This window comes from Streptomyces sp. NPDC049541, from assembly GCF_044465725.1.
In the GTDB taxonomy this organism is placed as follows: Bacteria; Actinomycetota; Actinomycetes; order Streptomycetales; family Streptomycetaceae; genus Streptomyces.
In genome coordinates this window covers 164,287-187,002 of record NZ_JBITLY010000009.1, presented here as the reverse complement: position 1 = coordinate 187,002, position 22,716 = coordinate 164,287, and the positions used below count along the sequence as shown (strand labels likewise).

Genomic DNA, 22,716 nt, shown 5'->3' with positions numbered 1-22,716 from the left:
GCCGGTGGCCCGAGGAGTTGAACGTGACCAGCACAGTCCAGGCACAGAAGTCAGGAGCCGCAGCGGCTCGTCCCGAGCACCTCGGGCGCGTCACCTTCATCGCGGCGGCGGCCGCGATGGGCGGTTTCCTGTTCGGCTACGACAGCTCCGTGATCAACGGCGCCGTCGAGGCCATCCGGGACCGCTACGGCATCGGCTCCGCGGCCCTGGCCCAGGTCATCGCCATCGCCCTGATCGGCTGCGCCATCGGCGCCGCGACCGCCGGCCGCATCGCCGACCGGATCGGCCGTATCCGGGTCATGCAGATCGCCGCCGTGCTGTTCACCGTCAGCGCCGTCGGCTCGGCGCTGCCCTTCGCGCTGTGGGACTTCGCCCTCTGGCGCGTGGTCGGCGGCTTCGCCATCGGCATGGCCTCGGTCATCGGCCCCGCCTACATCGCCGAGGTCGCCCCGCCCGCGTACCGCGGCCGTCTCGGGTCCTTCCAGCAGGCCGCGATCGTCATCGGCATCGCCGTCTCGCAGCTGGTCAACTGGGGTCTGCTGAACGCCGCCGACGGCGACCAGCGCGGCAAGCTGATGGGCCTGGAGGCCTGGCAGGTCATGCTCGGCGTGATGGTGGTCCCGGCCGTCCTCTACGGACTGCTCTCCTTCGCCATCCCCGAGTCGCCCCGCTTCCTCATCTCCGTCGGCCGGCGTGAGCGCGCCCGTGAGATCCTCGCCGAGGTCGAGGGCGGGCACGGCGACCTGGACGCCCGCGTGAACGAGATCGAGCACGCGATGAAGAGCGAGCACAAGTCGGCCTTCAAGGACCTGCTCGGCGGTGGCTTCTTCTTCAAGCCGGTCGTCTGGATCGGTATCGGCCTCTCGGTCTTCCAGCAGTTCGTCGGCATCAACGTCGCGTTCTACTACTCCTCGACCCTGTGGCAGTCGGTGGGCGTCGACCCGACGGACTCGTTCTTCTACTCCTTCACGACGTCGATCATCAACATCGTCGGCACCGTGATCGCCATGGTCTTCGTGGACCGCATCGGCCGTAAGCCGCTGGCCCTGATCGGTTCGATCGGCATGGTCGTCGGTCTCGCGCTGGAGGCCTGGGCCTTCTCGTACCACCTGGTCGACGGCAAGCTGCCGGCCGCGCAGGGCTGGACCGCCCTGATCGCCGCGCACGTCTTCGTGCTCTTCTTCGCCCTGTCCTGGGGTGTGGTCGTCTGGGTCATGCTCGGCGAGATGTTCCCGAACAAGATCCGCGCCGCCGCCCTGGGCGTGGCCGCCTCCGCGCAGTGGATCGCCAACTGGGCCATCACCGCCAGCTTCCCGTCCCTGTCCGACTGGAACCTCTCCGCGACCTATGTGATCTACACGGTCTTCGCGGCGCTCTCCGTCCCGTTCGTCCTGAAGTTCGTGAAGGAGACGAAGGGCAAGGCGCTGGAGGAGATGGGCTGAGCCTCCTGAACAGGCCCCCGAACTCGAGGAGCCGGGCCAAGTCCCCGCTGCCCGCTCCTCGACACCCGTAGGACGTACTGCCCCGGCTCATCCACCGAGCCGGGGCAGTACGTCCTCGCACAGCAGCCGCAGGCTGCGCCATCCCTCCTCCACCGGCATCCCGCCGGCCAGCGGATGCAGTACGAGGCTGTCGAGGCCCTGCGCCACACACTCGTCGGGGGTGAGGATCCGGTACACGCCCTCGGCGCGCAGCTCGTCCACGCTCGTGGCCGCCGACCTCACCGCCGAGCGGATGTCGCCCGACTGCCAGGAGGCATACGTCCGCGCCTCGTGCAGGAAGTGCCCGCCGTGCTCGGCCCATGCCCGGTCGGGATCCTCGGCGAGGTGCAGCAGCGGGGTCTCGGCGGCGGGCATCATGGTCCAGCCCTCGGTGCCGTACTCGACGAGCCGCTCCTTGTAGTACGCCTCCAGCTCCGGCAGATGCGCGCTGGGGAAGAAGGGGAGACCGAGACGGGCCGCGCGCCGGGCAGCGGCCTTGGACGAGCCGCCCACCAGCAGCAGGGGGTGCGGCTCGGTGAAGGGGCGCGGGGTGACCCGTACCGTACGGCCCCGGTACTCGAACTCCTCCCCGGTCCACGCCTTGAGCACCGTCTCGAGCAGCTCGTCCTGCAGCCTGCCGCGCCGCTTCCAGTCCACGTCGAACTGGGCGTACTCCTCGGGCCGGTACCCGATCCCGGCGACGGTCACCAGCCGGCCGCCGCTGAGCAGATCCAGTACGGCGATGTCCTCGGCCAGCCGCAGCGGGTCGTGCAGCGGGCCGATCACCGCCGAGACGGTGACCGCGATCCGCCGGGTGGCGCCGAAGACCGCACCCGCGAAGGCGAACGGCGAGGGCAGCCAGTTGTTGTCGGCGCCGTGGTGCTCCTCCGTCTGCACGGTGGTGATTCCGTGCTCGTCGGCGTACGCGGCCATCTCCAGGGCGGCCCGGTAGCGGGCGCCGAGCGAGGCGGGGGTGGCGCCGGGTTCGACGAGGTTGAAACGTACGACGGAGACGGGCATGGGGGTCTCCCTTCACCGGGCGGGTGTGCAGGGGGACGTTAGCTGACGGTGTGTCAGACATCCAGAGGGGTGTCGCAGGACTCCATGACTGATACTGGACGGGTTATGGAAACCGTCATCCTTGCTGTAGTCATCGCCGTGGTCGTGCTCGGCGCGCTCGGCGGGCTCGTCATCGGCAGCCGACGGAGGAAGTCGCTGCCCCCGCCGCCGCCCGCCGCGCCCGACATCACCGCCCCTCCGGCCGAGCCGCACGTCGGCGACGAGGCCGAGACACCCCGCGACGAACCGCGCCGGACGATAGAGGAGGTGGATCTTCCCGACGGCTCGGCCCCGGTCGCCGTCGAGGAGCCCCCCGTCCTCGAGATCCCCGAGATCGAGGTCCCCGAGCCGACCGCCGGACGTCTGGTCCGGCTGCGCGCCCGCCTCTCCCGCTCCCAGAACGCGCTCGGCAAGGGGCTGCTCGCGCTCCTGTCGCGCGAGCACCTCGACGACGAGACCTGGGAGGAGATCGAGGACATCCTGCTCACCGCCGACGTCGGCGTGGCCCCCACCCAGGAGCTGGTCGAGGGCCTGCGCGAGCGGGTGAAGGTGCTCGGCACCCGGACCCCCGCCGAGCTGCGCGGCCTGCTGCGCGAGGAACTCCTCAAGCTGGTCGGCACCGACTTCGACCGCACGGTGAAGACCGAGCCCGAGACCAGCAAGCCCGGCATCGTGATGGTCGTCGGCGTCAACGGCACCGGAAAGACCACCACCACCGGCAAGCTCGCCCGCGTCCTGGTCGCCGACGGCCGCAGCGTCGTCCTCGGCGCCGCAGACACCTTCCGTGCCGCCGCCGCCGACCAGCTGCAGACCTGGGGCGAGCGGGTCGGCGCCCACACCGTGCGCGGGCCGGAGGGCGGCGACCCCGCCTCTGTCGCCTTCGACGCGGTGAAGGAGGGCAAGGAGATGGGCTCCGACGTCGTCCTCATCGACACCGCCGGGCGCCTGCACACCAAGACCGGACTCATGGACGAGCTCGGCAAGGTCAAGCGCGTCGTCGAGAAGCACGCCCCGCTGGACGAGATCCTTCTCGTCCTCGACGCGACGACCGGGCAGAACGGCCTGGTGCAGGCCCGGGTGTTCGCCGAGGTCGTCGACATCACCGGCATCGTGCTCACCAAGCTCGACGGTACGGCGAAGGGCGGCATCGTGATCGCGGTCCAGCGCGAGCTGGGCGTGCCGGTCAAGCTGGTGGGTCTCGGTGAGGGCGCCGACGACCTGGCGCCGTTCGAGCCGGAGGCGTTCGTTGACGCCCTTATCGGGGAGTGACCCCACCTACCACCGTTGGTATGTGCTCAAAGAAGCGCCCGTTTCCCAAGGTGCAGTCGGGAGACGGGCGCTTCGCTGTGTACGACTCGGGGCCTAGGCCCGCGACCGGTGCGCCACATAGGCCAGCGTCCCCAGCAGCAGCCGTGCCGCCGGCGGCTTGGTGGCCGAGTCCAGGGCGGGCGGCCGCAGCCAGCGCACCGGGCCCAGACCGCCCCGGTCGGAGGGCGGGGCCGTGATGTACGTGCCGGGGCCGAGGCCGCGCAGGTCGAGGGAGGTCGGGTCGTCCCAGCCCATGCGGTAGAGCAGCTCGGGGAGCTCGGCGGCGGCTCCGGGGGCGACGAAGAACTGGGCGCGGCCCTCGGGGGTCGCGGTGGCCGGGCCGACCGGGAGGCCCATGCGCTCCAGGCGGACCAGGGCGCGGCGGCCTGCGGGCTCGGCCACCTCGATGACGTCGAACGCCCGGCCGACCGGGAGCATCACCGACGCTCCGGGGAACTCGCCCCAGGCCTTGGTCACTTCGTCGAGCGTGGCGCCGGCCTGCACCTGGGGCGCGAACTCCAGGGGGTGCGCCCCGGGTGCGCTGCAGTCCGCCCGGCCGCAGGAACAGGCGCCCGCCGCGGCCCGGGCTCCCGGGACCGCGTCCCAGCCCCAGAGCCCCGTGAACTCGGCGACGGCGGTGCACTCCGAGGAGCGGCCGCGCCGACGCGAGCCGGAGCGGATCTCCCGGATGCCGCCGATCGTGAAGCCCATGCCCCCTCCAACGGGTCCGACGCGTCGGTGGTTACGACGCGGATGCGGAACGTGACCCTGTGTTCCGGACGCATCGGCCCCGCGTGGTCCGGGCGGCGCTCGAAGTGCCCCGGGTGGTGAACTCGACGGCGCGCGCCCCTGAGTGCATCGCTCCGCCTACTCCGGGTTGGTCTATGTCAAGTGAATCGCGCCGAGGCGACACTGAGTTCATTCGAAGGGGTGGCGAATGGTGGCGTTTCCGGGATCGCCATGGCTGGACCAGTGATCGTAGGATTACTGTAAGTGCACGAGTCCTGGGGGCACATGCACTCGTGGGTATGCCGGAGGCAAGTAGGCATCCCGTTCGAAGGGTGAGAACCGGCGGACGGGCAGCTGTATTTACCGGCATTCTGATAGGGCTTGGCGCACTCAGCGACAAGTGGTCTCAGGGATGGGGGCGTTCCAGTGAGCGGCAACGGCGGAAGCGGGACGACCGCGACCAGCACGGACAAGCGCCCCAACGAGCTGCTCACCTCCTGGTTCGTGCGCAGCGGCTGGTCGAAGGGCGAACTGGCCCGTCAAGTCAACCGCAGGGCGCGCCAGTTGGGTGCCCATCACATCTCCACGGACACCTCCCGGGTGCGCCGCTGGCTGGACGGCGAGAACCCTCGCGAGCCGATCCCCAGGATCCTCTCCGAGCTGTTCTCCGAGCGCTTCGGCTGTGTGGTCTCCGTCGAGGACCTCGGCCTGCGCGCGGCCCGTCAGTCACCCTCCGTGTCCGGCGTCGACCTGCCCTGGACGGGTCCGCAGACGGTGGCCCTGCTCAGCGAGTTCTCGCGCAGCGACCTGATGCTGGCGCGGCGCGGCTTCCTCGGGACCTCGCTGGCGCTGTCCGCGGGCCCGTCCCTCATCGAGCCCATGCAGCGCTGGCTGGTGCCCTCGCCGCAGGGCCCGCAGTCGGAGCCGGAGCCGCCGGCGTCGTCCCGCCGGCCCGGCAGGCTCTCCAAGCCCGAGCTGGAACTCCTGGAATCGACGACGGTGATGTTCCGGCAGTGGGACGCCCAGTGCGGCGGCGGCCTGCGCCGCAAGGCGGTCGTGGGCCAGCTGCACGAGGTGACGGACCTGCTCCAGGAGCCCCAGCCCGAGGCCACCACCAGGAAGCTGTTCAAGGTCGCCGGGGAGCTGGCGGAGCTGGCCGGCTGGATGTCGTACGACGTCGGGCTCCAGCCGACCGCCCAGAAGTACTTCGTCCTCGCCCTGCACGCCGCCAAGGAGGCGGGCGACAAGCCGCTCGGCTCGTACATCCTCTCCAGCATGAGCCGCCAGATGATCCACCTCGGCCGGCCCGACGACGCGCTGGAACTGATCCACCTCGCGCAGTACGGCAGCCGGGACTGCGCGAGCCCGCGCACCCAGGCGATGCTGTATGCGATGGAGGCCCGCGCCTACGCCAACATGGGGCAGCCCGGCAAGTGCAAGCGGGCGGTCCGGATGGCCGAGGACACCTTCGCGGACGCGGACGAGTGGGACGAGCCGGACCCCGACTGGATCCGCTTCTTCTCCGAGGCCGAGCTGCACGGCGAGAACTCCCACTCCTACCGCGACCTCGCCTATGTCGCCGGCCGCAGCCCCACGTACGCCTCCCTGGCCGAGCCCGTGATGCAGCGCGCCGTGGAGCTGTTCTCCCGGGACCCCGAGCACCAGCGCTCGTATGCACTGAACCTGATCGGCATGGCCACGGTGCACCTCCTGCAGCGTGAGCCCGAGCGCGGCGCGGTGCTGGCCGAGCAGGCCATGCACATCGCCAAGAAGGTCCGCTCCGAGCGCGTGAACACTCGTATCCGAAAGACGGTCGACACGGCCGTACGCGATTTCGGGGATCTCGCCGAGGTCGTGGACCTCACCGAGAAGCTCGCCGTCGAACTACCGGAGACCGCCGAGGCGGTCTGAAAACCCTTGGCCCCGGCCGCGGCCGGCCCTCCCGAACTGCCCGACTCGGCTCCCCCCATGCCAGGTCAGCGGAAGGCCGCCGTGGCCGGTTTTTTCCTTCGGCGAAGGTTGCGCCACGATAACGATGGACGCGTCCGACATCCGGCAGTTCATCGAGGCGTAACACGCAGGGCGCCTTCGTCACGGCGGCGAAACAACGAGGGGCTTCCAACGAAACCGCGCTGCGCCAATCTCATGGCGCATAACCGGCCCACCCCTCATGACCGCTTAAGGCTTCGCCCGCACGGGGCCGTACCAACGACGAGGAGACGCCGATGGCACCAGCCATCACGCTTGCCGCGGAGGCACCCAAGCTGTCCTCCGCGAACACAGGCTTCATGCTCATTGCATCCGCCCTGGTACTGATCATGACGCCGGGCCTCGCCTTCTTCTACGGAGGCATGGTCCGCGTCAAGAGCACCCTCAACATGCTGATGATGAGCTTCATCAGCATCGGGATCGTCACCATCCTGTGGGTGCTCTACGGCTTCTCCCTCGCCTTCGGTACGAACAACAGCCTGATCGGCTGGGACTCCGACTGGTTCGGCCTGCGCAAGATCGGTCTGACGGAGCTGTGGCCCGGCTACACCATCCCGATCTTCGTCTTCATGGTCTTCCAGATGATGTTCGCCATCATCACTCCGGCCCTGATAAGCGGCGCCCTCGCGGACCGCGTCAAGTTCTCGGCCTGGGCGCTGTTCGTCGCCCTGTGGCTGACGATCGTCTATGTCCCGGTCGCCCACTGGGTCTGGGGCTCTGACGGCTGGGCCTTCAAGCTCGGTGTGATCGACTTCGCCGGTGGTACCGCGGTCCACATCAACGCCGGTGCGGGCGCGCTCGGCGTCATCCTCGTCATCGGCAAGCGCGTCGGCTTCAAGAAGGACCCGATGCGTCCGCACAGCCTGCCGCTGGTCATGCTCGGCGCCGGTCTGCTGTGGTTCGGCTGGTTCGGATTCAACGCCGGCTCCTGGCTCGGCAACGACGACGGCGTCGGCGCGCTGATGTTCGTCAACACGCAGGTCGCCACCGCCGCCGCCATGCTGGCCTGGCTCGCCTACGAGAAGATCCGCCACGGCGCGTTCACCACGCTGGGCGCCGCCTCCGGTGCGGTCGCCGGTCTGGTCGCGATCACCCCGTCCGGTGGTGCGGTCTCCCCGCTCGGCGCGATCGCCGTCGGCGCCATCGCCGGTGTCGCCTGCGCCGCGGCCGTGGGCCTGAAGTACAAGTTCGGCTACGACGACTCCCTCGACGTCGTCGGCGTCCACATGGTCGGCGGCATCATCGGCTCCCTGCTCATCGGCTTCTTCGCCACCGGCAAGGGCCAGTCGACCGCCACGGGCGTCTTCTACGGCGACCACTCCTTCACCCAGCTGTGGAAGCAGTTCGCCGGTGTCGGCGCGGTCCTCGCCTACTCCCTGATCGCCTCCGCGGTCCTCGCCTTCCTCCTCGACAAGACCATCGGGATGCGGGTCACCGAGGACGAGGAGATCTCCGGTATCGACCAGGCGGAGCACGCCGAGACCGCATACGACTTCAGCGGCGCGGGTGGCGGTATCGCCGGATCCGCCGCTTCGGTCCTGGCCGCCACGGAGAGCAAGAAGGTGGACGCATGAAGCTCATCACCGCCGTCGTGAAGCCCCACCGGCTCGACGAGATCAAAGAGGCCCTGCAGGCCTTCGGAGTCCATGGCCTGACGGTCACCGAGGCGAGCGGCTACGGTCGTCAGCGGGGCCACACCGAGGTCTACCGCGGTGCCGAGTACACCGTCGACCTGGTTCCCAAGATCCGTATCGAGGTACTGGCCGAGGACGACGACGCCGAGCAGCTGATCGACGTCATCGTGAAGGCGGCCCGAACCGGCAAGATCGGTGACGGCAAGGTCTGGTCCCTCCCGGTCGAGACGGCCGTACGGGTCCGGACCGGCGAGCGCGGCCCGGACGCGCTCTAACCGAAGAGCAAGGACAGGAGCTGCTGGGTGTCGAGCACGGACGTGCACAAGGAAGCGGAAGACTCGGGACCCAGCGGCTACGCGGCGGCCCGGCTGCACCTCCTCACCGAGGGGGCGCAGTCCGGGCCGCCGCGCCGTACCGCCCTGTCGGAGCTGACGGACGACTGGCTGACGGGACTGTTCGCCGCGGGCGCCGAGGGACTGCGCGGGGTCTCCCTGGTCGCCGTCGGCGGCTACGGCCGCGGTGAGCTCTCACCGCGCAGCGACCTGGACCTGCTCCTCCTCCACGACGGCAGCGACCCCAAGGCGGTCGCCGCCCTGGCCGACCGCATCTGGTACCCCGTCTGGGACCTCGGCCTCGCCCTCGACCACTCGGTCCGCACCCCCGTCGAGGCCCGCAAGACGGCCGGGGAGGACCTGAAGGTCCAGCTCGGCCTGCTGGACGCCCGCCACATCGCCGGCGATCTGGGCCTGACGGCCGGTCTGCGGACGGCCGTCCTCGCCGACTGGCGCAACCAGGCGCCGAAACGTCTCCCCGAACTCCAGGAACTCTGCGCCGAGCGCGCCGAACGCCAGGGCGAGCTGCAGTACCTGCTGGAGCCGGACCTGAAGGAGGCCCGCGGAGGTCTGCGTGACGCCACCATCCTGCGCGCCGTAGCCGCCTCCTGGCTGGCCGACGCCCCGCGCGAGGGCCTGGACGACGCCCGGCGCCGGCTGCTCGACGTACGCGACGCCCTGCACCTGACGACCGGACGGGCCACCGACCGGCTCGCGCTGCAGGAGCAGGACCAGGTCGCCGCCGAACTCGGACTGCTGGACGCCGACACCCTGCTGCGCCAGGTCTACGAGGCCGCACGCGTCATCTCGTACGCCAGTGACGTCACCTGGCGCGAAGTGGCGCGCGTGCTGCGCTCACGCGCCGTACGGCCGCGGCTGCGCGCCATGCTGGGCGGCGGAAAGCCCGTCCCCGAGCGCTCCCCGCTGGCCGAGGGCGTGGTCGAGCAGGACGGCGAGGTGGTGCTCGCCCGGGCCGCGCGCCCCGAGCGCGACCCCGTCCTCCCGCTGCGCGCCGCGGCCGCCGCCGCGCAGGCCGGCCTCCCGCTCTCCCTGCACGCTGTACGGCGCCTGGCGGCGACCGTGCGCCCGCTGCCCACGCCCTGGCCCGCCGAGGCCCGCGAACAGCTGGTCACCCTGCTCGGCTCCGGGCACCCCACCATCGACGTCTGGGAGGCGCTGGAGGCGGAAGGCCTGATCACACGGCTGCTTCCGGACTGGGAGCGAGTGCGCTGCCGCCCGCAGCGCAACGCCGTCCACATCTGGACCGTCGACCGGCACCTGATCGAGACCGCCGTGCGCGCCTCCGAGTTCACCCGCCGCGTGCACCGCCCCGACCTGCTCCTGGTCGCCGCGCTGCTGCACGACATCGGCAAGGGCTGGCCCGGCGACCACTCGGTGGCCGGCGAGATCATCGCCAAGGACGTGGCCGCCCGGATCGGCTTCGACCGCGACGACGTGGCCGTGCTCTCCACCCTCGTACGCCACCATCTGCTGCTGGTCGAGACGGCCACCCGCCGCGACCTGGAGGACCCGGCCACCGTCCGCTCGGTCGCCGAGGCGGTCGGCTCGCAGTCCACCCTGGAGCTGCTGCACGCGCTGACCGAGGCGGACGCCCTGGCCACCGGACCGGCCGCCTGGTCGTCCTGGCGCGGTTCGCTCGTCGCCGACCTGGTCAAGCGGGTCGCCGCCGTCCTCGCCGGGGACGTACTCGACGAGCCCGAGGCCGCCGCGCCCACCGCCGAGCAGGAGCGGCTCGCCATCGAGGCGGTCGCCACCGGCAGCCCGGTGCTGTCCCTGCGCGCCCAGACCGAGCCGCCGGCGGAGGAACAGCCCTCCGGCGACCCGGAGCCCCTCGGCGTCGAACTGCTCATCGCCGTACCGGACCAGGAGGGCGTGCTGCCCGCGGTGGCCGGTGTCCTCGCCATGCACCGGCTGACCGTGCGCACCGCCGAGCTGCGCACCCTGGACCTGCCGGACGGCGTCGAGGGCTCGGTCCTGCTGCTGAACTGGCGGGTCGCCGCCGAGTACGGCTCACTGCCCCAGGCGGCCCGGCTGCGGGCCGATCTCGTACGGGCGCTGGACGGGTCCCTGGACATCGCAGCGCGCCTCGCCGAGCGTGACGCCGCGTATCCGCGCCGCCGGGGTGTCGTGGCGCCGCCGGCGCGGGTGACGGTCGCCTCGGCAGCCTCCCGGCTGGCCACCGTGATCGAGGTGCGGGCGCAGGACGCCCCCGGCTTGCTGTTCCGCATCGGGCAGGCCCTGGAGGACGCGAGCGTACGGGTCCGCAGCGCGCATGTCTCCACGCTGGGCGCGAACGCCGTGGACGCCTTCTATGTGACCGGGCCCGAGGGCGCGCCCCTGCCAAGCGAGGAGGCGACCGCCGTGGCCCGGAAGCTGGAGGAGACGCTGCGGGGGTGAGGCACGGGCGTCGGCGTCATTCCGTCCCTTGGGTGTTGGCGTCGAGGCCGCCCCGGCCCGCCGACGCGGAGTGCCGCCGGCACCGACGCAGATGGCCCGTCCCGTCCGTCGTATGCACCCGGCGGGGACGATTGTCTTGCGCGGCCGGATACCCTTGAAGACGCTCATACTGCCACCGACCCCGAGGACCGACGCCGCCGTGTTCGATACTCTCTCCGATCGCCTCTCAGCGACTTTCAAGAACCTGCGCGGCAAGGGACGGCTCTCCGAGGCGGACATCGACGCCACCGCGCGCGAGATCCGTATCGCGCTGCTCGAGGCGGACGTGGCCCTGCCCGTCGTCCGCGCGTTCATCAAGAACGTCAAGGAGCGCGCCCTCGGCCCCGAGGTCTCCGGTACGCAGTACCCCGCCCAGCGGGTCCTGGACATCGTCAACGACGAGCTGGTCACCGTCCTGGGCGGCCAGACCCGCCGCCTGCGGTTCGCCAAGCAGCCGCCGACCGTGATCATGCTCGCGGGTCTGCAGGGTGCCGGTAAGACCACCCTCGCGGGCAAGCTCGCCAAGCACCTCAAGGAAGAGGGCCACTCGCCGCTCCTGGTCGCCGCCGACCTCCAGCGCCCTAACGCGGTCACCCAGCTGAGCGTCGTCGCCGAGCGCGCCGGCGTGGCCGTCTTCGCCCCCGAACCGGGCAACGGCGTGGGCGACCCGGTCCAGGTCGCCAAGGACTCGATCCAGCACGCGAAGACCAAGGTCCACGACATCGTCATCGTGGACACCGCCGGCCGCCTCGGCATCGACCAGGAGATGATGCAGCAGGCCGCGGACATCCGGGACGCGATCTCGCCGGACGAGATCCTCTTCGTCGTCGACGCGATGATCGGTCAGGACGCCGTCAACACGGCGGAGGCCTTCCGCGACGGCGTCGGCTTCGACGGTGTGGTCCTCTCCAAGCTCGACGGTGACGCCCGCGGTGGTGCGGCCCTGTCGATCGCCTCGGTCACCGGCAAGCCGATCATGTTCGCCTCGAACGGCGAGAAGCTGGACGACTTCGACGTCTTCCACCCCGACCGGATGGCCTCCCGCATCCTCGACATGGGTGACCTCGCCACCCTGTTCGAGAAGGCGCAGAAGGAGTTCAGCGAGGAAGAGGCCGCCAAGATGGCCTCCAAGCTCGCCTCCAAGAAGGGCCAGGACTTCACCCTGGACGACTTCCTGGCCCAGATGGAGCAGGTCAGGAAGATGGGCAGCATCTCCAAGCTGCTCGGCATGATGCCCGGCATGGGCCAGATCAAGGAACAGATCAACAACATCGACGAGCGGGACGTCGACCGCACGGCCGCCATCATCAAGTCGATGACCCCGGCCGAGCGCCAGGAGCCGACGATCATCAACGGCTCGCGCCGCGCCCGAATCGCCAAGGGTTCCGGCGTCGAGGTCAGCGCGGTCAAGAACCTGGTCGAGCGGTTCTTCGAGGCCCGCAAGATGATGTCCCGCATGGCCCAGGGCGGCGGCATGCCGGGTATGCCCGGGATGCCGGGGATGGGCGGCGGTGCGGGCCGCGCCAGGAAGCAGCCGAAGAAGGCCAAGGGCAAGCAGCGCTCCGGCAACCCGATGAAGCGCAAGCAGCAGGAGCAGGAGGAGGCCGCCCGCCGGGCCGCCGCCGCTCAGGGGGGCAACGCCTTCGGTGTGCCGGGTCAGCAGCCGCCGCAGGACTTCGAGCTCCCGGACGAGTTCAAGAAGTTCATGGGCTGAGTTCACCCGGTGCGCGTGCCAGGGGCGGGGTGTTGTCGTAACGTCCGCTTATGACCAACCCCGCCCCGCCGCGCAAGTCGCCCGACCAGCCCTGGCGTACCGAGGGCACTCCCGAGGAGCCGCCGAGGCCGCCCGGCGGGCGGAGGATGCGCGGCGGCTGGTGGAGCCTGATTTTGACCGCGCTGGTCGTGTATCTGATCGCGAATCTGATCCTGTCGTTCTTCAACGAGGGCAACGAGCCGACGATTTCGTACACGGAGTTCAGCAAGCAGGTCGACGCGGGCAACGTCAGCAAGATCTACGCCAAGGGCAATGCGATCCAGGGCCAGCTCAAGAAGGGGCAGAAGAGCCCGCACGGCGGCGGCACGTACACCAAGTTCAGCACTGAGCGGCCGACGTTCGCGAGTGACAAGATCTGGGACGACCTGACCAAGCACAACGTCACCGTCACGGCGGAACCGGTCGTCCAGCACCGCAGCTTTCTGGCCAATCTGCTGATCTCGCTGGCCCCGATGCTGCTGCTGATCGCGGTGTGGGTGTTCGTCGCGCGGCGGATGAGCGCGGGACTCGGCGGCGCGGGCGGGATGCTCGGCCGCAAGGCGCCGCCCAAGCCGGTCGAACTGCAGCCGGGCGCCCAGCGCACGACCTTCGAGGACGTGGCGGGCATCGACGAGGTCGAGGGCGAGCTCAACGACGTCGTCGACTTCCTGAAGAACCCGGACGCCTACCGCAGGATGGGCGCGAAGATGCCCCGGGGCGTGCTGCTCGCGGGCCCGCCCGGCACCGGCAAGACCCTGCTCGCGCGTGCCGTCGCCGGTGAGGCGGGCGTGCCGTTCTTCTCGGCGTCGGCCTCCGAGTTCATCGAGATGATCGTCGGCGTCGGCGCCTCACGGGTGCGTGAACTGTTCGCGGAGGCCCGCAAGGTGGCGCCGTCGATCATCTTCATCGACGAGATCGACACCATCGGGCGGGCCCGCGGCGGCGGCTCCGGCATGGGCGGCCACGACGAACGCGAGCAGACGCTGAACCAGATCCTCACCGAGATGGACGGCTTCTCCGGCTCGGAGGGCGTCATCGTCATCGCCGCCACCAACCGCGCCGACGTTCTCGATCCGGCCCTGACCCGCCCCGGCCGCTTCGACCGGGTGGTCATGGTCTCGCCCCCGGACCGCGGCGGTCGCGAGGCCATCCTGCGGATCCACACCCGCGAGATCCCCCTCGCGAAGGACGTCGACCTCGGCCAGGTCGCCCGCACGACCCCGGGAATGACCGGCGCCGAACTGGCCAACCTCGCCAACGAGGCGGCCCTGCTCGCCGTCAAGCGCAAACAGGAGCGGGTCACGCAGACCGACCTCTCCGAGGCCCTGGAAAAGGTCCAACTGGGCGCCGAACGGCCCCTGGTGATGCCCGAGGAGGAGCGCCGCCGCACCGCCTACCACGAGAGCGGCCACGCCCTGCTCGGCATGCTCCAGCCCGGCGCCGACCCCGTCCGCAAGATCACCATCGTCCCGCGCGGCCGCGCCCTCGGTGTCACGCTCTCCACTCCGGAGTCCGACAAGTACGCGTACACCGAGGAGTACCTGCGCGGCAGGATCATCGGCGCGCTCGGCGGCATGGCGGCGGAACAGGTCGTCTACGGGGTCGTCACCACCGGCGCGGAGAACGACCTGGAGCAGGTCACCGGCATCGCCCGCGGCATGGTCGCCCGCTGGGGCATGAGCGAGCGCGTCGGCCGGCTGTCCGCCCTGCCCAACGACGCCCAGCAGGCCTACGGCCTCGCGGCGGCCCCGCAGACCCTCGACGTCATCGACGGCGAGATGCGACGGATCGTCGACGAGTGCTACGAGGAGGCGTGCCGCAAGCTGACCGAGCACCGCGGGCAACTGGACGCCCTCGCCCGGGCCCTGCTGGAGCGGGAGACCCTGGAGGAGGCGGACGCCTACCGGATCGCGGGAATCACACGGCTGGAAAAGACGGAGGCGCCTGCCGCGCCCGGGGCCTAAGGGGTACGAGCGATCAGGTAGCGGAACACGTTCGGCATCCACACCGTCCCGTCCCGGCGCTGATACGGGTGCAGGGCCTCCGCCAGCTCCTTGTCCACCTGCGCCTGGTCCGTCGCCGAGATCGCCGCGTCGAACAGGCCCGTCGACAGCAGCCCCCGCACCGCGCTGTCCACGCCCGCGTACCCGAACGGGCAAGCGACCCGCCCGGAGCCGTCGGGCTTCAGACCCGCCCGCTGCGCGACCTCCTCCAGGTCGTCGCGAAGGGCGGGGCGCCAACTGACCGCGCTGCGCAGCGGGTCCGCCAGCCTGGTGGCCACCCGCAGCACGGACGACGTGGTGCAACGTTCCGGCGGACCCCAGCCGGCGAGCACCACGGGCGCCCCGTGCCCGGCGAGCGGTGTCGCTGCCTGCAGCAGCCCGCCGAGCCCCTCCGAGTCGCCCGCCAGACACCCGATCGGCTCGAAAGCCGTCACCAGGGTGAACGCGGGCGTCTCCGCGTCGCCCGCGGCCACGACGTCTTCGGGCGAGCCGTCGACGATCCGGGTGCCTGCACGCGCGCGCGTGCCCCACCCGTCCGGGAGCAGCCGCTCCCGCGCGAGAGCCAGTCGTTCGGGGGAGGAGTGGTCGACACCGGTGACCGCCGCGCCTCTGGAGGCCGCCATCAAAAGGGCCAGCCCGCTGCCGCAGCCGAGGCCCAACAACCGTGTGCCGGGGCCCACTTCCAGTCGCTCGTAGACGGCCTCGTAGAGCGGGACCAGCATCCGCTCCTGGATCTCGGACCAGTCACGCGCGCGTGCACACAGGTCCACACGGGGCGCCTGGCCCGTAGGGGACGGGTGCTGCCGCACGAGCGTAGGTGTCATGTAAAGCGCCCCAATCCGCCGAGAGTTGCCCTGTACCCGATTCCATGGCCCCCGTGACGTGCGCTCGCACTCCCCCCGTATGCCAGATAACTCCGCACTCGACCGCTCGTCCAGGGGTAGTGGGGCCCGGCTTGTGGGTTGCATATGCAGGCGAAAAGAATTCACGTCCCGGCAACGTGGGCCCGTGGATCCGACGAGGGCGAGGAGGCGGTTTTGGTCAAGGTCCGTCACCTGGAGAACGGCACGGCGATGCCGGCCCGCCCGCGTCCCCGGCGGCTGGGCGCGTATCCCCTGGGCGGGTCTCGGCGATGAAGGCGAGGCCAGGCCGGGCGAGCACGCGGTGACCGTACGGTGTCTGGTCGCTGCCGACGGGTCGGTGCCAGAGGCCGGCGACCCGCCCGGTAACGTCGCGGTCGTCGCAGGCGCTTACTGATACGGGGCCGTTCCGCCGCGGACGCGACCGAAACGCCCCTTGCGCACCTGCGGATCACACCCGCACCGGCGCGTGCACCGTGTCTACGCGCCGGTGCGTAGAGCAGACTACGTACCGGCTTGGGGTGAGCTGTGAGGTTTCTCCGCAGATCAGCGCACCCGCCCTCGTCGGCACGCATCAGCGGCAACTGACGGGTACGTGCAAATTATTTGGGATGGCCCGGAATAGGAACACATCCGAGGCCCCGCTCGTTGTCATTACGTGAGCACGACACAGACACCACCTGTTCTCGCCGCAGAGCTGGCAGAGGCGTGGGCCGACATTCAGCGGTACCACCCCGAGCTGCCGGACCTTGCCGCGCCAGAGTCCCTGATCGGAGAGTCGTCGTCCGCGTGCGGTCACGAGCTCTCCTTCGAGCGACTGCTCCACGAGGCAGTCCATGGCATCGCCGCCGCGCGCGGCGTACGCGACACGTCCCGCGCCGGCCGGTACCACAACCGCAGATTCCTCGCGATCGCCGAGGAACTGGGGCTGGACCACCCCGAGGAACCGCACCCCAGCAGCGGCTTCTCACTGGTCACGCTCAACCCCGAGGCCAAGCGCCGCTACCGTCCGACCATCGAGCGGCTGCAACGCGCCCTCAAGGCCCACACGGCAGCCACCTCCGCCGACACCCCGAAGAGCTTCCGTGGCCCGGCGGCCCGGCACGGCTCGTCCGGGGGCGGGGTGCGGGTGAAGGCGGTGTGCGACTGCGGCCGTAACGTACGGGTCGTCCCGTCGGTGCTGGCCCAGGCGCCGATCGTCTGCGGCGGCTGCGGCAAGCCGTTCCGGATCCCGGAGGTCGTGGGGGCTGCATAGGCGCGGATCCTGGAGCACCGGCATCTCGTGGCTGCCGGAATCCGGACACCGCGCGCGGGGAGCCGACCGCCGTCTGCGGGCGGTCGTGCCGCTGGGGCGGCACGGGTGGACGCAGACGGCACCCCGCGGCGCCGGGTCGCGCACCGCCGTGACGGCACTGAAGCGCCCGGCGCCCCTCAGTCATGCCCGGACACCCGTACCGCGCCCCCTCGGCCAGAAGCGACCCCCAGGGTGTGGCACAATGGCTAGCTGTACTCGACAGCCGCACAGGACCCCTCTCTCCTCCGGCTGACGCGTCCATCGGGCACTCGGGTACCGCAACCCCACGCGGCAATCTCGCCGTGCCCAACCACGTCAAATCCAGGAGAACCCACTCCCGTGGCAGTCAAGATCAAGCTGAAGCGTCTGGGCAAGATCCGTTCGCCTCACTACCGCATCGTCGTCGCCGACTCCCGCACCCGTCGTGACGGCCGTGCGATCGAGGAGATCGGTCTGTACCACCCGGTGCAGAACCCCTCGCGCATCGAGGTCAACGCCGAGCGCGTGGCGTACTGGCTCGGTGTCGGCGCCCAGCCGACCGAGCCCGTGCTCGCCATCCTGAAGAAGACCGGCGACTGGCAGAAGTTCAAGGGCGAGCCCGCCCCGGCGCCGCTGCTGCAGCCGGCCGAGAAGGCCACGCGCCCGTCGTTCGAGGCCCTTGGCGGCGACGACGAGGGCAAGGGTGAGGCCATCACCCAGAAGAAGAAGGCTGAGAAGAAGGACGAGGCTGCTGCCGAGTCCGCGTCGACCGAGGCCTGAGCATGCTCGAGGAGGCTCTCGAGCACCTCGTGAAGGGCATCGTCGACAACCCTGACGATGTGCAGGTCGCCTCGCGCAACCTGCGCCGCGGCCGTGTGCTCGAGGTCCGGGTCCATCCCGACGACCTCGGCAAGGTGATCGGCCGCAACGGCCGCACCGCGCGCGCTCTGCGTACCGTCGTGGGCGCCATCGGCGGCCGCGGTGTCCGCGTCGACCTCGTCGACGTGGACCACGTCCGCTGACGCCAAACGCAACACCGGCTCGGGCCGGGGAGGGCCACTGCGCCGTCCCCGGCCCGTAGTCGTTACCAGTCGTTACGACAGGAGATCCTGGGAAGTGCAGCTCGTAGTCGCACGGATCGGCCGTGCCCACGGCATCAAGGGCGAGGTCACCGTCGAGGTCCGTACCGACGAGCCCGAACTGCGGCTCGCACCCGGCGCCGTACTGGCCACCGATCCCGCCTCGGCGGGCCCCCTCACCATCGAGACGGGCCGCGTCCACAGCGGCCGCCTGCTCCTGCGTTTCGAGGGCGTACGCGACCGCAACGCGGCCGAGGCACTGCGCAACACCCTCCTGATCGCCGAGGTGGACCCGGAGGTGCTCCCCGAGGAGGAGGACGAGTACTACGACCACCAGTTGATGGACCTGGACGTGGTCACCAAGGACGGCGTCGAGGTCGGCCGTATCACCGAGATCTCGCACCTGCCCTCCCAGGACCTGTTCATCGTGGAGCGCCCGGACGGCAGCGAGGTCCTGATCCCCTTCGTCCAGGAGATCGTCACGGAGATCGACCTCGAGGAGCAGAAGGCGGTCATCGATCCGCCGCCCGGCCTCATCGACGACAGCGCAGAGATCGCCTCCGCACGGGAAGAGTCGTAAGCGATGCGCCTCGACGTCGTCACGATCTTCCCCGAGTACCTGGAGCCCCTGAACGTCTCCCTCGTCGGCAAGGCACGCGCGCGTGGACAGCTGAACGTCCACGTCCACGACCTGCGCGCCTGGACCTACGACCGCCACAACACCGTCGACGACACCCCGTACGGCGGCGGCCCCGGCATGGTCATGAAGACCGACCCCTGGGGCGACGCCCTGGACTCCGCCCTCGCCGACGGCTACGAGACCGGCTCGCACGCGCCCGCGCTGATCGTCCCCACCCCGAGCGGCCGCCCCTTCACCCAGGAACTCGCCGTAGAGCTCTCCGAGCGGCCCTGGCTGATCTTCACGCCCGCGCGCTACGAGGGCATCGACCGCAGGGTGATCGACGAGTACGCCACCCGGATGCCGGTCTACGAGGTGTCCATCGGCGACTACGTCCTCGCCGGCGGGGAAGCAGCCGTGCTGGTGATCACGGAGGCCGTGGCAAGGCTGCTGCCCGGCGTCCTCGGCAACGCCGAGTCCCACCGCGACGACTCCTTCGCGCCCGGCGCCATGGCCAACCTTCTGGAGGGCCCCGTCTACACCAAGCCGCCCGAGTGGCGCGGCCGCGGCATCCCCGAGGTGCTGCTCAGCGGCCACCACGGCAGGATCGCCCGCTGGCGCCGCGACGAGGCCCTCAGGCGTACGACGGCCAACCGGCCCGACCTGATCGAGCGCTGCGACCCCAAGGCCTTCGACAAGAAGGACCGCGAGATGCTCTCCATCCTGGGCTGGGCCCCGGACCCGGAGGGGGAGCCGTACGGACGATTTTGGCGCAGGACCGAGGGCGTGGAAGAATAGACCGCTGTTGTGCGTCGTCCGGCGTGCGCCCCTGCCACAGGGGGACACGACGCCCGCCCCGACACGGACAGCATCCTCTGGAAAACCTAGTTCCCGCCTATGACCTGTGGCATGGGCGAAGAAAGCAGACGAAATGTCTCACCTGCTCGACTCCGTCGACAGCGCGTCGCTGCGCAGCGACGTCCCGGCCTTCCGCCCGGGTGACACCGTCAACGTCCACGTCCGCGTCATCGAGGGCAACCGCTCCCGTGTGCAGCAGTTCAAGGGCGTGGTGATCCGCCGCCAGGGCGCCGGTGTCCGCGAGACCTTCACGGTCCGCAAGGTCTCCTTCTCCGTCGGCGTCGAGCGCACCTTCCCGGTGCACACCCCGATCGTCGAGAAGATCGAGCTCGTCACCCGCGGTGACGTGCGTCGCGCCAAGCTCTACTACCTGCGCGAGCTGCGCGGTAAGGCCGCGAAGATCAAGGAGAAGCGCGACAGCTGAGCTCGCGCAGGCGTTCATACCGGGGCCGGATAGCATCTGGCCCCGATGGACACCGAAGCACAGCACACGGAGCGCGACCGCTCCTCCCGCCCCTCCGGTTCCGAGGACGTCTCCCAGGAGATCTCGGACACAGAGGGGCCGGAGGGACGGTCGCGTTTCGCGTGGGTGGCGCGGGTCGCCGACTGGCTGCCCGGCGGGCGGATCAGTCTGACGCTCCTCGTCTGCCTGGTGTTTTTGCTGATCCTCAACACTTTCGTGGTCCAACCGTTCCAGATCCCCAGCGGATCCATGGAAAACGGATTGAGGATCGGTGACCGCGTTCTCGTAAATAAGTTGGCGTACCGTTTCGGTGCTGAGCCGCGGCGCGGCGATGTCGTCGTGTTCGACGGCACCGGGTACTTCGGGAACGCCGACTACATCAAACGCGTCGTGGGTGTAGGGGGCGACCATGTGGTCTGCTGCGACAGGGAGGGGAGGATCGAGGTGAACGGCCGGTCGGTCGACGAGTCGACGTTCCTCCACCCCGGTGACAGCCCCTCCACGGTGCCCTTCACCGTCGTCGTGCCCGACGGCACCCTCTTCGTCCTCGGTGACCACCGCAGCGACTCCAGCGACTCCCGCGACCACCTGGGCTCGCCCGGCGGCGGCATGATCCCCGTCTCGGACGTCATCGGACGCGCCGACTGGATCGTCTGGCCCAGCGCCCACTGGACCCGCCTGCAGCGTCCCGGCGCCTACGCGCGCGTGCCCGCCGCGGACGGTGCGCATGGGTAACCGTGGCAAACCGCGCGGTGCCGTGGGCGGCCCGGCCGACGGGCTGCTGCCCACCGGCACCCGCCGCGCCTCCGGCCCGGTGCTGGCGGGGGGCGGCGGCCGCACCCGCGCCGAGCGGCGCAAGCTGCAGCGCAAGGTCAAACGAAAGCGCCGGCGCAGCGCGGTCAAGGAGATACCCCTTCTCGTCGGCGTCGCGGTCCTCATAGCTCTGGTCCTGAAGACGTTCCTCGTCCAGGCGTTCGTGATCCCGTCCGGCTCCATGGAGCAGACGATCCGGATCGGCGACCGTGTCCTCGTCGACAAGTTCACCCCGTGGTTCGGCTCGAAGCCCAAGCGCGGGGACGTCGTCGTGTTCAAGGACCCGGGCGGCTGGCTCGCGGGCGAGCAGACTACGGCCAAGAAGAGCGACCCCGTCGTCGTCAAGCAGGTCAAGGAGGGCCTCACCTTCATCGGCCTGCTGCCGTCCGACAACGAGAAGGACCTCATCAAGCGGGTCATCGGCGTCGGCGGCGACCACGTCAAGTGCTGTGACACCCAGGGGCGGGTGACCGTCAACGGCGTCCCCCTGACCGAGGGCGACTATCTGTATCCCGGAAACGCTCCCTCCACACAGCCGTTCGACATCACCGTCCCCAAGGGGCGGTTGTGGGTGATGGGCGATCACCGGGGCAACTCCGCGGACTCCCGCGCGCATCAGAACACGCCCTACGGTGGCACGGTCTCCGAGGACTCCGTGGTGGGACGGGCGATGGTCATCGCCTGGCCCTTCGGCCACTGGACCTCCTTGAAAGAACCTAAAACTTTCTCCTCCGTCTCCAACTCCGTGTCGGGGACGACCGCGTCCCCGCAGGTGTCGCATAGGGTTGTCCCTGACCATTTCAACGGAACGGTCCAACTCCCGAGCCCTGCGGAACTCCCGCTCGTTATGGGAGTGGTGGGCCTGCACCGCGTCTGGGGCAGGCAGCGGCACAGAGTAAGGAGTTGGCGTGGGGGATGTGGCGGTTGGCGCACGGTCCGGACACGACGGCGAGGAGCACCGCGGACAGCCCGTCCAAGGGGTTTCCGCAGCCGTCCCGGCCGCGGACAGCGCCGTGACCTCCGGGAGTGACTCCGGGGCGACCGACGACGGCAGGAGGTCGGGCGAGCAGGACCGGACCGAGGCACAGGGGTCGGACGGGACACCCCCCAAGTCCAAGAAGCAACGCTCCTTCCTGAAGGAGCTGCCCATCCTGATCGGCATCGCGCTCGTGCTGGCGCTGCTGATCAAGACGTTCCTGGTGCAGGCGTTCTCGATCCCTTCGGACTCGATGCAGAACACCCTTCAGCAGGGCGACCGGGTCCTGGTCGACAAACTCACTCCCTGGTTCGGCTCGAAGCCGGAGCGCGGCGAGGTCGTCGTCTTCCACGACCCGGACAACTGGCTGGCGGGCGAGCCCACGGCCAATCCGAACCCGCTGCAGAAGGCCCTCAGCTGGATCGGCCTGATGCCGTCCGCCGAGGAGAAGGACCTCATCAAGCGCGTCATCGGCGTCGGCGGCGACACCGTCTCCTGCAAGGGCTCCGGCCCGCTCAGGGTCAACGGCCATGCGCTCAACGACACGTCGTTCGTGTACGCGGGCAACACCCCGTGCAGCGTCGACGACCAGGGCGGCCAGTTCACGGTGAAGGTCCCCAAGGGCTACATCTGGGTCATGGGCGACCACCGTCAGAACTCGCGGGACTCGCGCTACAACCAGAGCGACAAGCACAACGGCATGGTTCCGGTGAGCAAGGTCGTCGGACGCGCCATCGTCATCGCCTGGCCCGTCACCCGCTGGGACACCCTCCCCATCCCCGACACCTTCGACCAGGCGGGACTGAACGAGCAGTCCTCGGCGTCCGCCGCCCTGACGGCTGCCCCGAGCGCGCTCGCCCTGACCGGGCTGGTGCCGGTGGCCCTGTGGCGTCGTAGGAAGATCGCGGCGGCCGGGACCCGCAATGAGAGCTCGGAGCACTCCGCCTGACCGTGCCTTGGTGAAGCCCTGGTGCAGCTGTGACCCCGGTCGGCCATGAGGGGCTGACCGCGTCAGGTACTGCCGGGTAGG

Annotated in this window: 20 protein-coding genes and 1 pseudogene; 18 read left to right on the top strand and 3 right to left on the bottom strand. The window is 70.2% G+C overall.

Annotated elements, in window-relative coordinates; translation table 11 throughout:
- Positions 1-23: 23 nt before the first annotated feature.
- Positions 24-1,442: a sugar porter family MFS transporter gene (locus ACIBW9_RS30825; protein ID WP_398960314.1), complete on the top strand. Its 1,419-nt coding sequence runs from the start codon at positions 24-26 to the stop codon at positions 1,440-1,442.
- Positions 1,443-1,529: 87 nt separating this feature from the next.
- On the opposite strand, the gene ACIBW9_RS30820 is transcribed toward ACIBW9_RS30825, so the two are convergent.
- Positions 1,530-2,501 (bottom strand): LLM class flavin-dependent oxidoreductase, encoded by a 972-nt coding sequence (locus tag ACIBW9_RS30820; RefSeq protein WP_398960313.1) that lies wholly within the window; start codon positions 2,499-2,501, stop codon positions 1,530-1,532.
- Positions 2,502-2,606: 105 nt separating this feature from the next.
- Between ACIBW9_RS30820 and ftsY the strand changes: the two genes are divergently transcribed.
- Positions 2,607-3,809 carry a signal recognition particle-docking protein FtsY gene (gene ftsY, locus ACIBW9_RS30815; RefSeq protein ID WP_398960312.1) on the top strand — a complete coding sequence of 401 codons (1,203 nt, stop codon included), beginning with the start codon at positions 2,607-2,609 and terminating at the stop codon, positions 3,807-3,809.
- A 93-nt stretch (positions 3,810-3,902) separates the two neighbouring features.
- Here the strand turns inward: ftsY and ACIBW9_RS30810 are convergent, their stop codons facing one another.
- Entirely contained in the window at positions 3,903-4,559 is a 657-nt protein-coding gene (locus tag ACIBW9_RS30810) for a bifunctional DNA primase/polymerase (protein ID WP_398960311.1), read from the bottom strand.
- 444 nt (positions 4,560-5,003) lie between these two features.
- Between ACIBW9_RS30810 and ACIBW9_RS30805 the strand changes: the two genes are divergently transcribed.
- From ACIBW9_RS30805 to ftsH, 6 genes are all read left to right on the top strand, one after another.
- Positions 5,004-6,488: a hypothetical protein gene (locus ACIBW9_RS30805; protein ID WP_398960310.1), complete on the top strand. Its 1,485-nt coding sequence runs from the start codon at positions 5,004-5,006 to the stop codon at positions 6,486-6,488.
- A gap of 314 nt (positions 6,489-6,802) precedes the next feature.
- Positions 6,803-8,140 (top strand): ammonium transporter, encoded by a 1,338-nt coding sequence (locus ACIBW9_RS30800; protein WP_398960309.1) that lies wholly within the window; start codon positions 6,803-6,805, stop codon positions 8,138-8,140.
- Positions 8,137-8,475 carry a P-II family nitrogen regulator gene (locus ACIBW9_RS30795; protein WP_003997576.1) on the top strand — a complete coding sequence of 113 codons (339 nt, stop codon included), beginning with the start codon at positions 8,137-8,139 and terminating at the stop codon, positions 8,473-8,475. Before ACIBW9_RS30800 ends, ACIBW9_RS30795 begins: the two co-directional genes overlap by 4 nt.
- 27 nt (positions 8,476-8,502) lie before the next feature.
- Positions 8,503-10,950 (top strand): [protein-PII] uridylyltransferase, encoded by a 2,448-nt coding sequence (locus ACIBW9_RS30790; protein WP_398960308.1) that lies wholly within the window; start codon positions 8,503-8,505, stop codon positions 10,948-10,950.
- Positions 10,951-11,149: 199 nt separating this feature from the next.
- Positions 11,150-12,703 (top strand): signal recognition particle protein, encoded by a 1,554-nt coding sequence (ffh, locus tag ACIBW9_RS30785; RefSeq protein WP_398960307.1) that lies wholly within the window; start codon positions 11,150-11,152, stop codon positions 12,701-12,703.
- Between the two features lie 50 nt (positions 12,704-12,753).
- Entirely contained in the window at positions 12,754-14,706 is a 1,953-nt protein-coding gene (gene ftsH / locus ACIBW9_RS30780) for an ATP-dependent zinc metalloprotease FtsH (protein ID WP_398960306.1), read from the top strand.
- On the opposite strand, the gene ACIBW9_RS30775 is transcribed toward ftsH, so the two are convergent.
- Positions 14,703-15,569 carry an SAM-dependent methyltransferase gene (locus ACIBW9_RS30775; RefSeq protein WP_398960305.1) on the bottom strand — a complete coding sequence of 289 codons (867 nt, stop codon included), beginning with the start codon at positions 15,567-15,569 and terminating at the stop codon, positions 14,703-14,705. The genes ftsH and ACIBW9_RS30775 overlap by 4 nt on opposite strands.
- A gap of 265 nt (positions 15,570-15,834) precedes the next feature.
- Here ACIBW9_RS30775 and ACIBW9_RS30770 point away from each other — a divergent pair.
- The 10 genes and pseudogenes from ACIBW9_RS30770 to lepB (ACIBW9_RS30725) form a co-directional block, all read left to right on the top strand.
- Positions 15,835-16,002, top strand: a pseudogene (locus tag ACIBW9_RS30770) (proline--tRNA ligase); the annotation flags it as partial.
- A gap of 261 nt (positions 16,003-16,263) precedes the next feature.
- On the top strand, positions 16,264-16,860 hold the full coding sequence (locus ACIBW9_RS30765; protein WP_030943152.1) for a hypothetical protein: 597 nt from the start codon (positions 16,264-16,266) through the stop codon (positions 16,858-16,860).
- Between the two features lie 378 nt (positions 16,861-17,238).
- Positions 17,239-17,658, top strand: coding sequence for a 30S ribosomal protein S16 (gene rpsP, locus ACIBW9_RS30760; protein WP_398960304.1), 420 nt, complete (start codon positions 17,239-17,241; stop codon positions 17,656-17,658).
- 2 nt (positions 17,659-17,660) lie between these two features.
- Positions 17,661-17,900, top strand: a complete 240-nt coding sequence (locus ACIBW9_RS30755) for an RNA-binding protein (protein WP_003973401.1) — start codon at positions 17,661-17,663, stop codon at positions 17,898-17,900.
- Between the two features lie 94 nt (positions 17,901-17,994).
- On the top strand, positions 17,995-18,537 hold the full coding sequence (rimM, locus tag ACIBW9_RS30750) for a ribosome maturation factor RimM (RefSeq protein ID WP_398960303.1): 543 nt from the start codon (positions 17,995-17,997) through the stop codon (positions 18,535-18,537).
- 3 nt (positions 18,538-18,540) lie between these two features.
- Positions 18,541-19,374, top strand: a complete 834-nt coding sequence (gene trmD / locus ACIBW9_RS30745) for a tRNA (guanosine(37)-N1)-methyltransferase TrmD (RefSeq protein ID WP_398960302.1) — start codon at positions 18,541-18,543, stop codon at positions 19,372-19,374.
- A gap of 133 nt (positions 19,375-19,507) precedes the next feature.
- Positions 19,508-19,858 (top strand): 50S ribosomal protein L19, encoded by a 351-nt coding sequence (rplS, locus tag ACIBW9_RS30740; RefSeq protein ID WP_030866123.1) that lies wholly within the window; start codon positions 19,508-19,510, stop codon positions 19,856-19,858.
- 45 nt (positions 19,859-19,903) lie between these two features.
- On the top strand, positions 19,904-20,632 hold the full coding sequence (gene lepB / locus ACIBW9_RS30735) for a signal peptidase I (RefSeq protein ID WP_398960301.1): 729 nt from the start codon (positions 19,904-19,906) through the stop codon (positions 20,630-20,632).
- Positions 20,625-21,740, top strand: a complete 1,116-nt coding sequence (lepB, locus tag ACIBW9_RS30730; RefSeq protein ID WP_398960300.1) for a signal peptidase I — start codon at positions 20,625-20,627, stop codon at positions 21,738-21,740. Before lepB (ACIBW9_RS30735) ends, lepB (ACIBW9_RS30730) begins: the two co-directional genes overlap by 8 nt.
- Positions 21,628-22,635 carry a signal peptidase I gene (gene lepB / locus ACIBW9_RS30725; RefSeq protein ID WP_398960299.1) on the top strand — a complete coding sequence of 336 codons (1,008 nt, stop codon included), beginning with the start codon at positions 21,628-21,630 and terminating at the stop codon, positions 22,633-22,635. The genes lepB (ACIBW9_RS30730) and lepB (ACIBW9_RS30725) overlap by 113 nt, the downstream gene beginning before the upstream one ends.
- Positions 22,636-22,716 lie beyond the last annotated feature (81 nt).

What these genes read in the sequence shown, in the direction of transcription:
- lepB (WP_398960301.1), top strand. Translation starts at nt 19,904, where the DNA reads ATGGACACCGAAGCACAGCACACGGAGCGCGACCGCTCCTCCCGCCCC.
- rplS (WP_030866123.1), top strand. Translation starts at nt 19,508, where the DNA reads ATGTCTCACCTGCTCGACTCCGTCGACAGCGCGTCGCTGCGCAGCGAC.
- ftsH (WP_398960306.1), top strand. Translation starts at nt 12,754, where the DNA reads ATGACCAACCCCGCCCCGCCGCGCAAGTCGCCCGACCAGCCCTGGCGT.
- ACIBW9_RS30820 (WP_398960313.1), bottom strand. Translation starts at nt 2,501, where the DNA reads ATGCCCGTCTCCGTCGTACGTTTCAACCTCGTCGAACCCGGCGCCACC.
- lepB (WP_398960300.1), top strand. Translation starts at nt 20,625, where the DNA reads ATGGGTAACCGTGGCAAACCGCGCGGTGCCGTGGGCGGCCCGGCCGAC.
- ACIBW9_RS30775 (WP_398960305.1), bottom strand. Translation starts at nt 15,569, where the DNA reads ATGACACCTACGCTCGTGCGGCAGCACCCGTCCCCTACGGGCCAGGCG.
- ACIBW9_RS30810 (WP_398960311.1), bottom strand. Translation starts at nt 4,559, where the DNA reads ATGGGCTTCACGATCGGCGGCATCCGGGAGATCCGCTCCGGCTCGCGT.
- trmD (WP_398960302.1), top strand. Translation starts at nt 18,541, where the DNA reads ATGCGCCTCGACGTCGTCACGATCTTCCCCGAGTACCTGGAGCCCCTG.
- ACIBW9_RS30800 (WP_398960309.1), top strand. Translation starts at nt 6,803, where the DNA reads ATGGCACCAGCCATCACGCTTGCCGCGGAGGCACCCAAGCTGTCCTCC.
- ACIBW9_RS30755 (WP_003973401.1), top strand. Translation starts at nt 17,661, where the DNA reads ATGCTCGAGGAGGCTCTCGAGCACCTCGTGAAGGGCATCGTCGACAAC.
- ftsY (WP_398960312.1), top strand. Translation starts at nt 2,607, where the DNA reads ATGGAAACCGTCATCCTTGCTGTAGTCATCGCCGTGGTCGTGCTCGGC.
- ACIBW9_RS30795 (WP_003997576.1), top strand. Translation starts at nt 8,137, where the DNA reads ATGAAGCTCATCACCGCCGTCGTGAAGCCCCACCGGCTCGACGAGATC.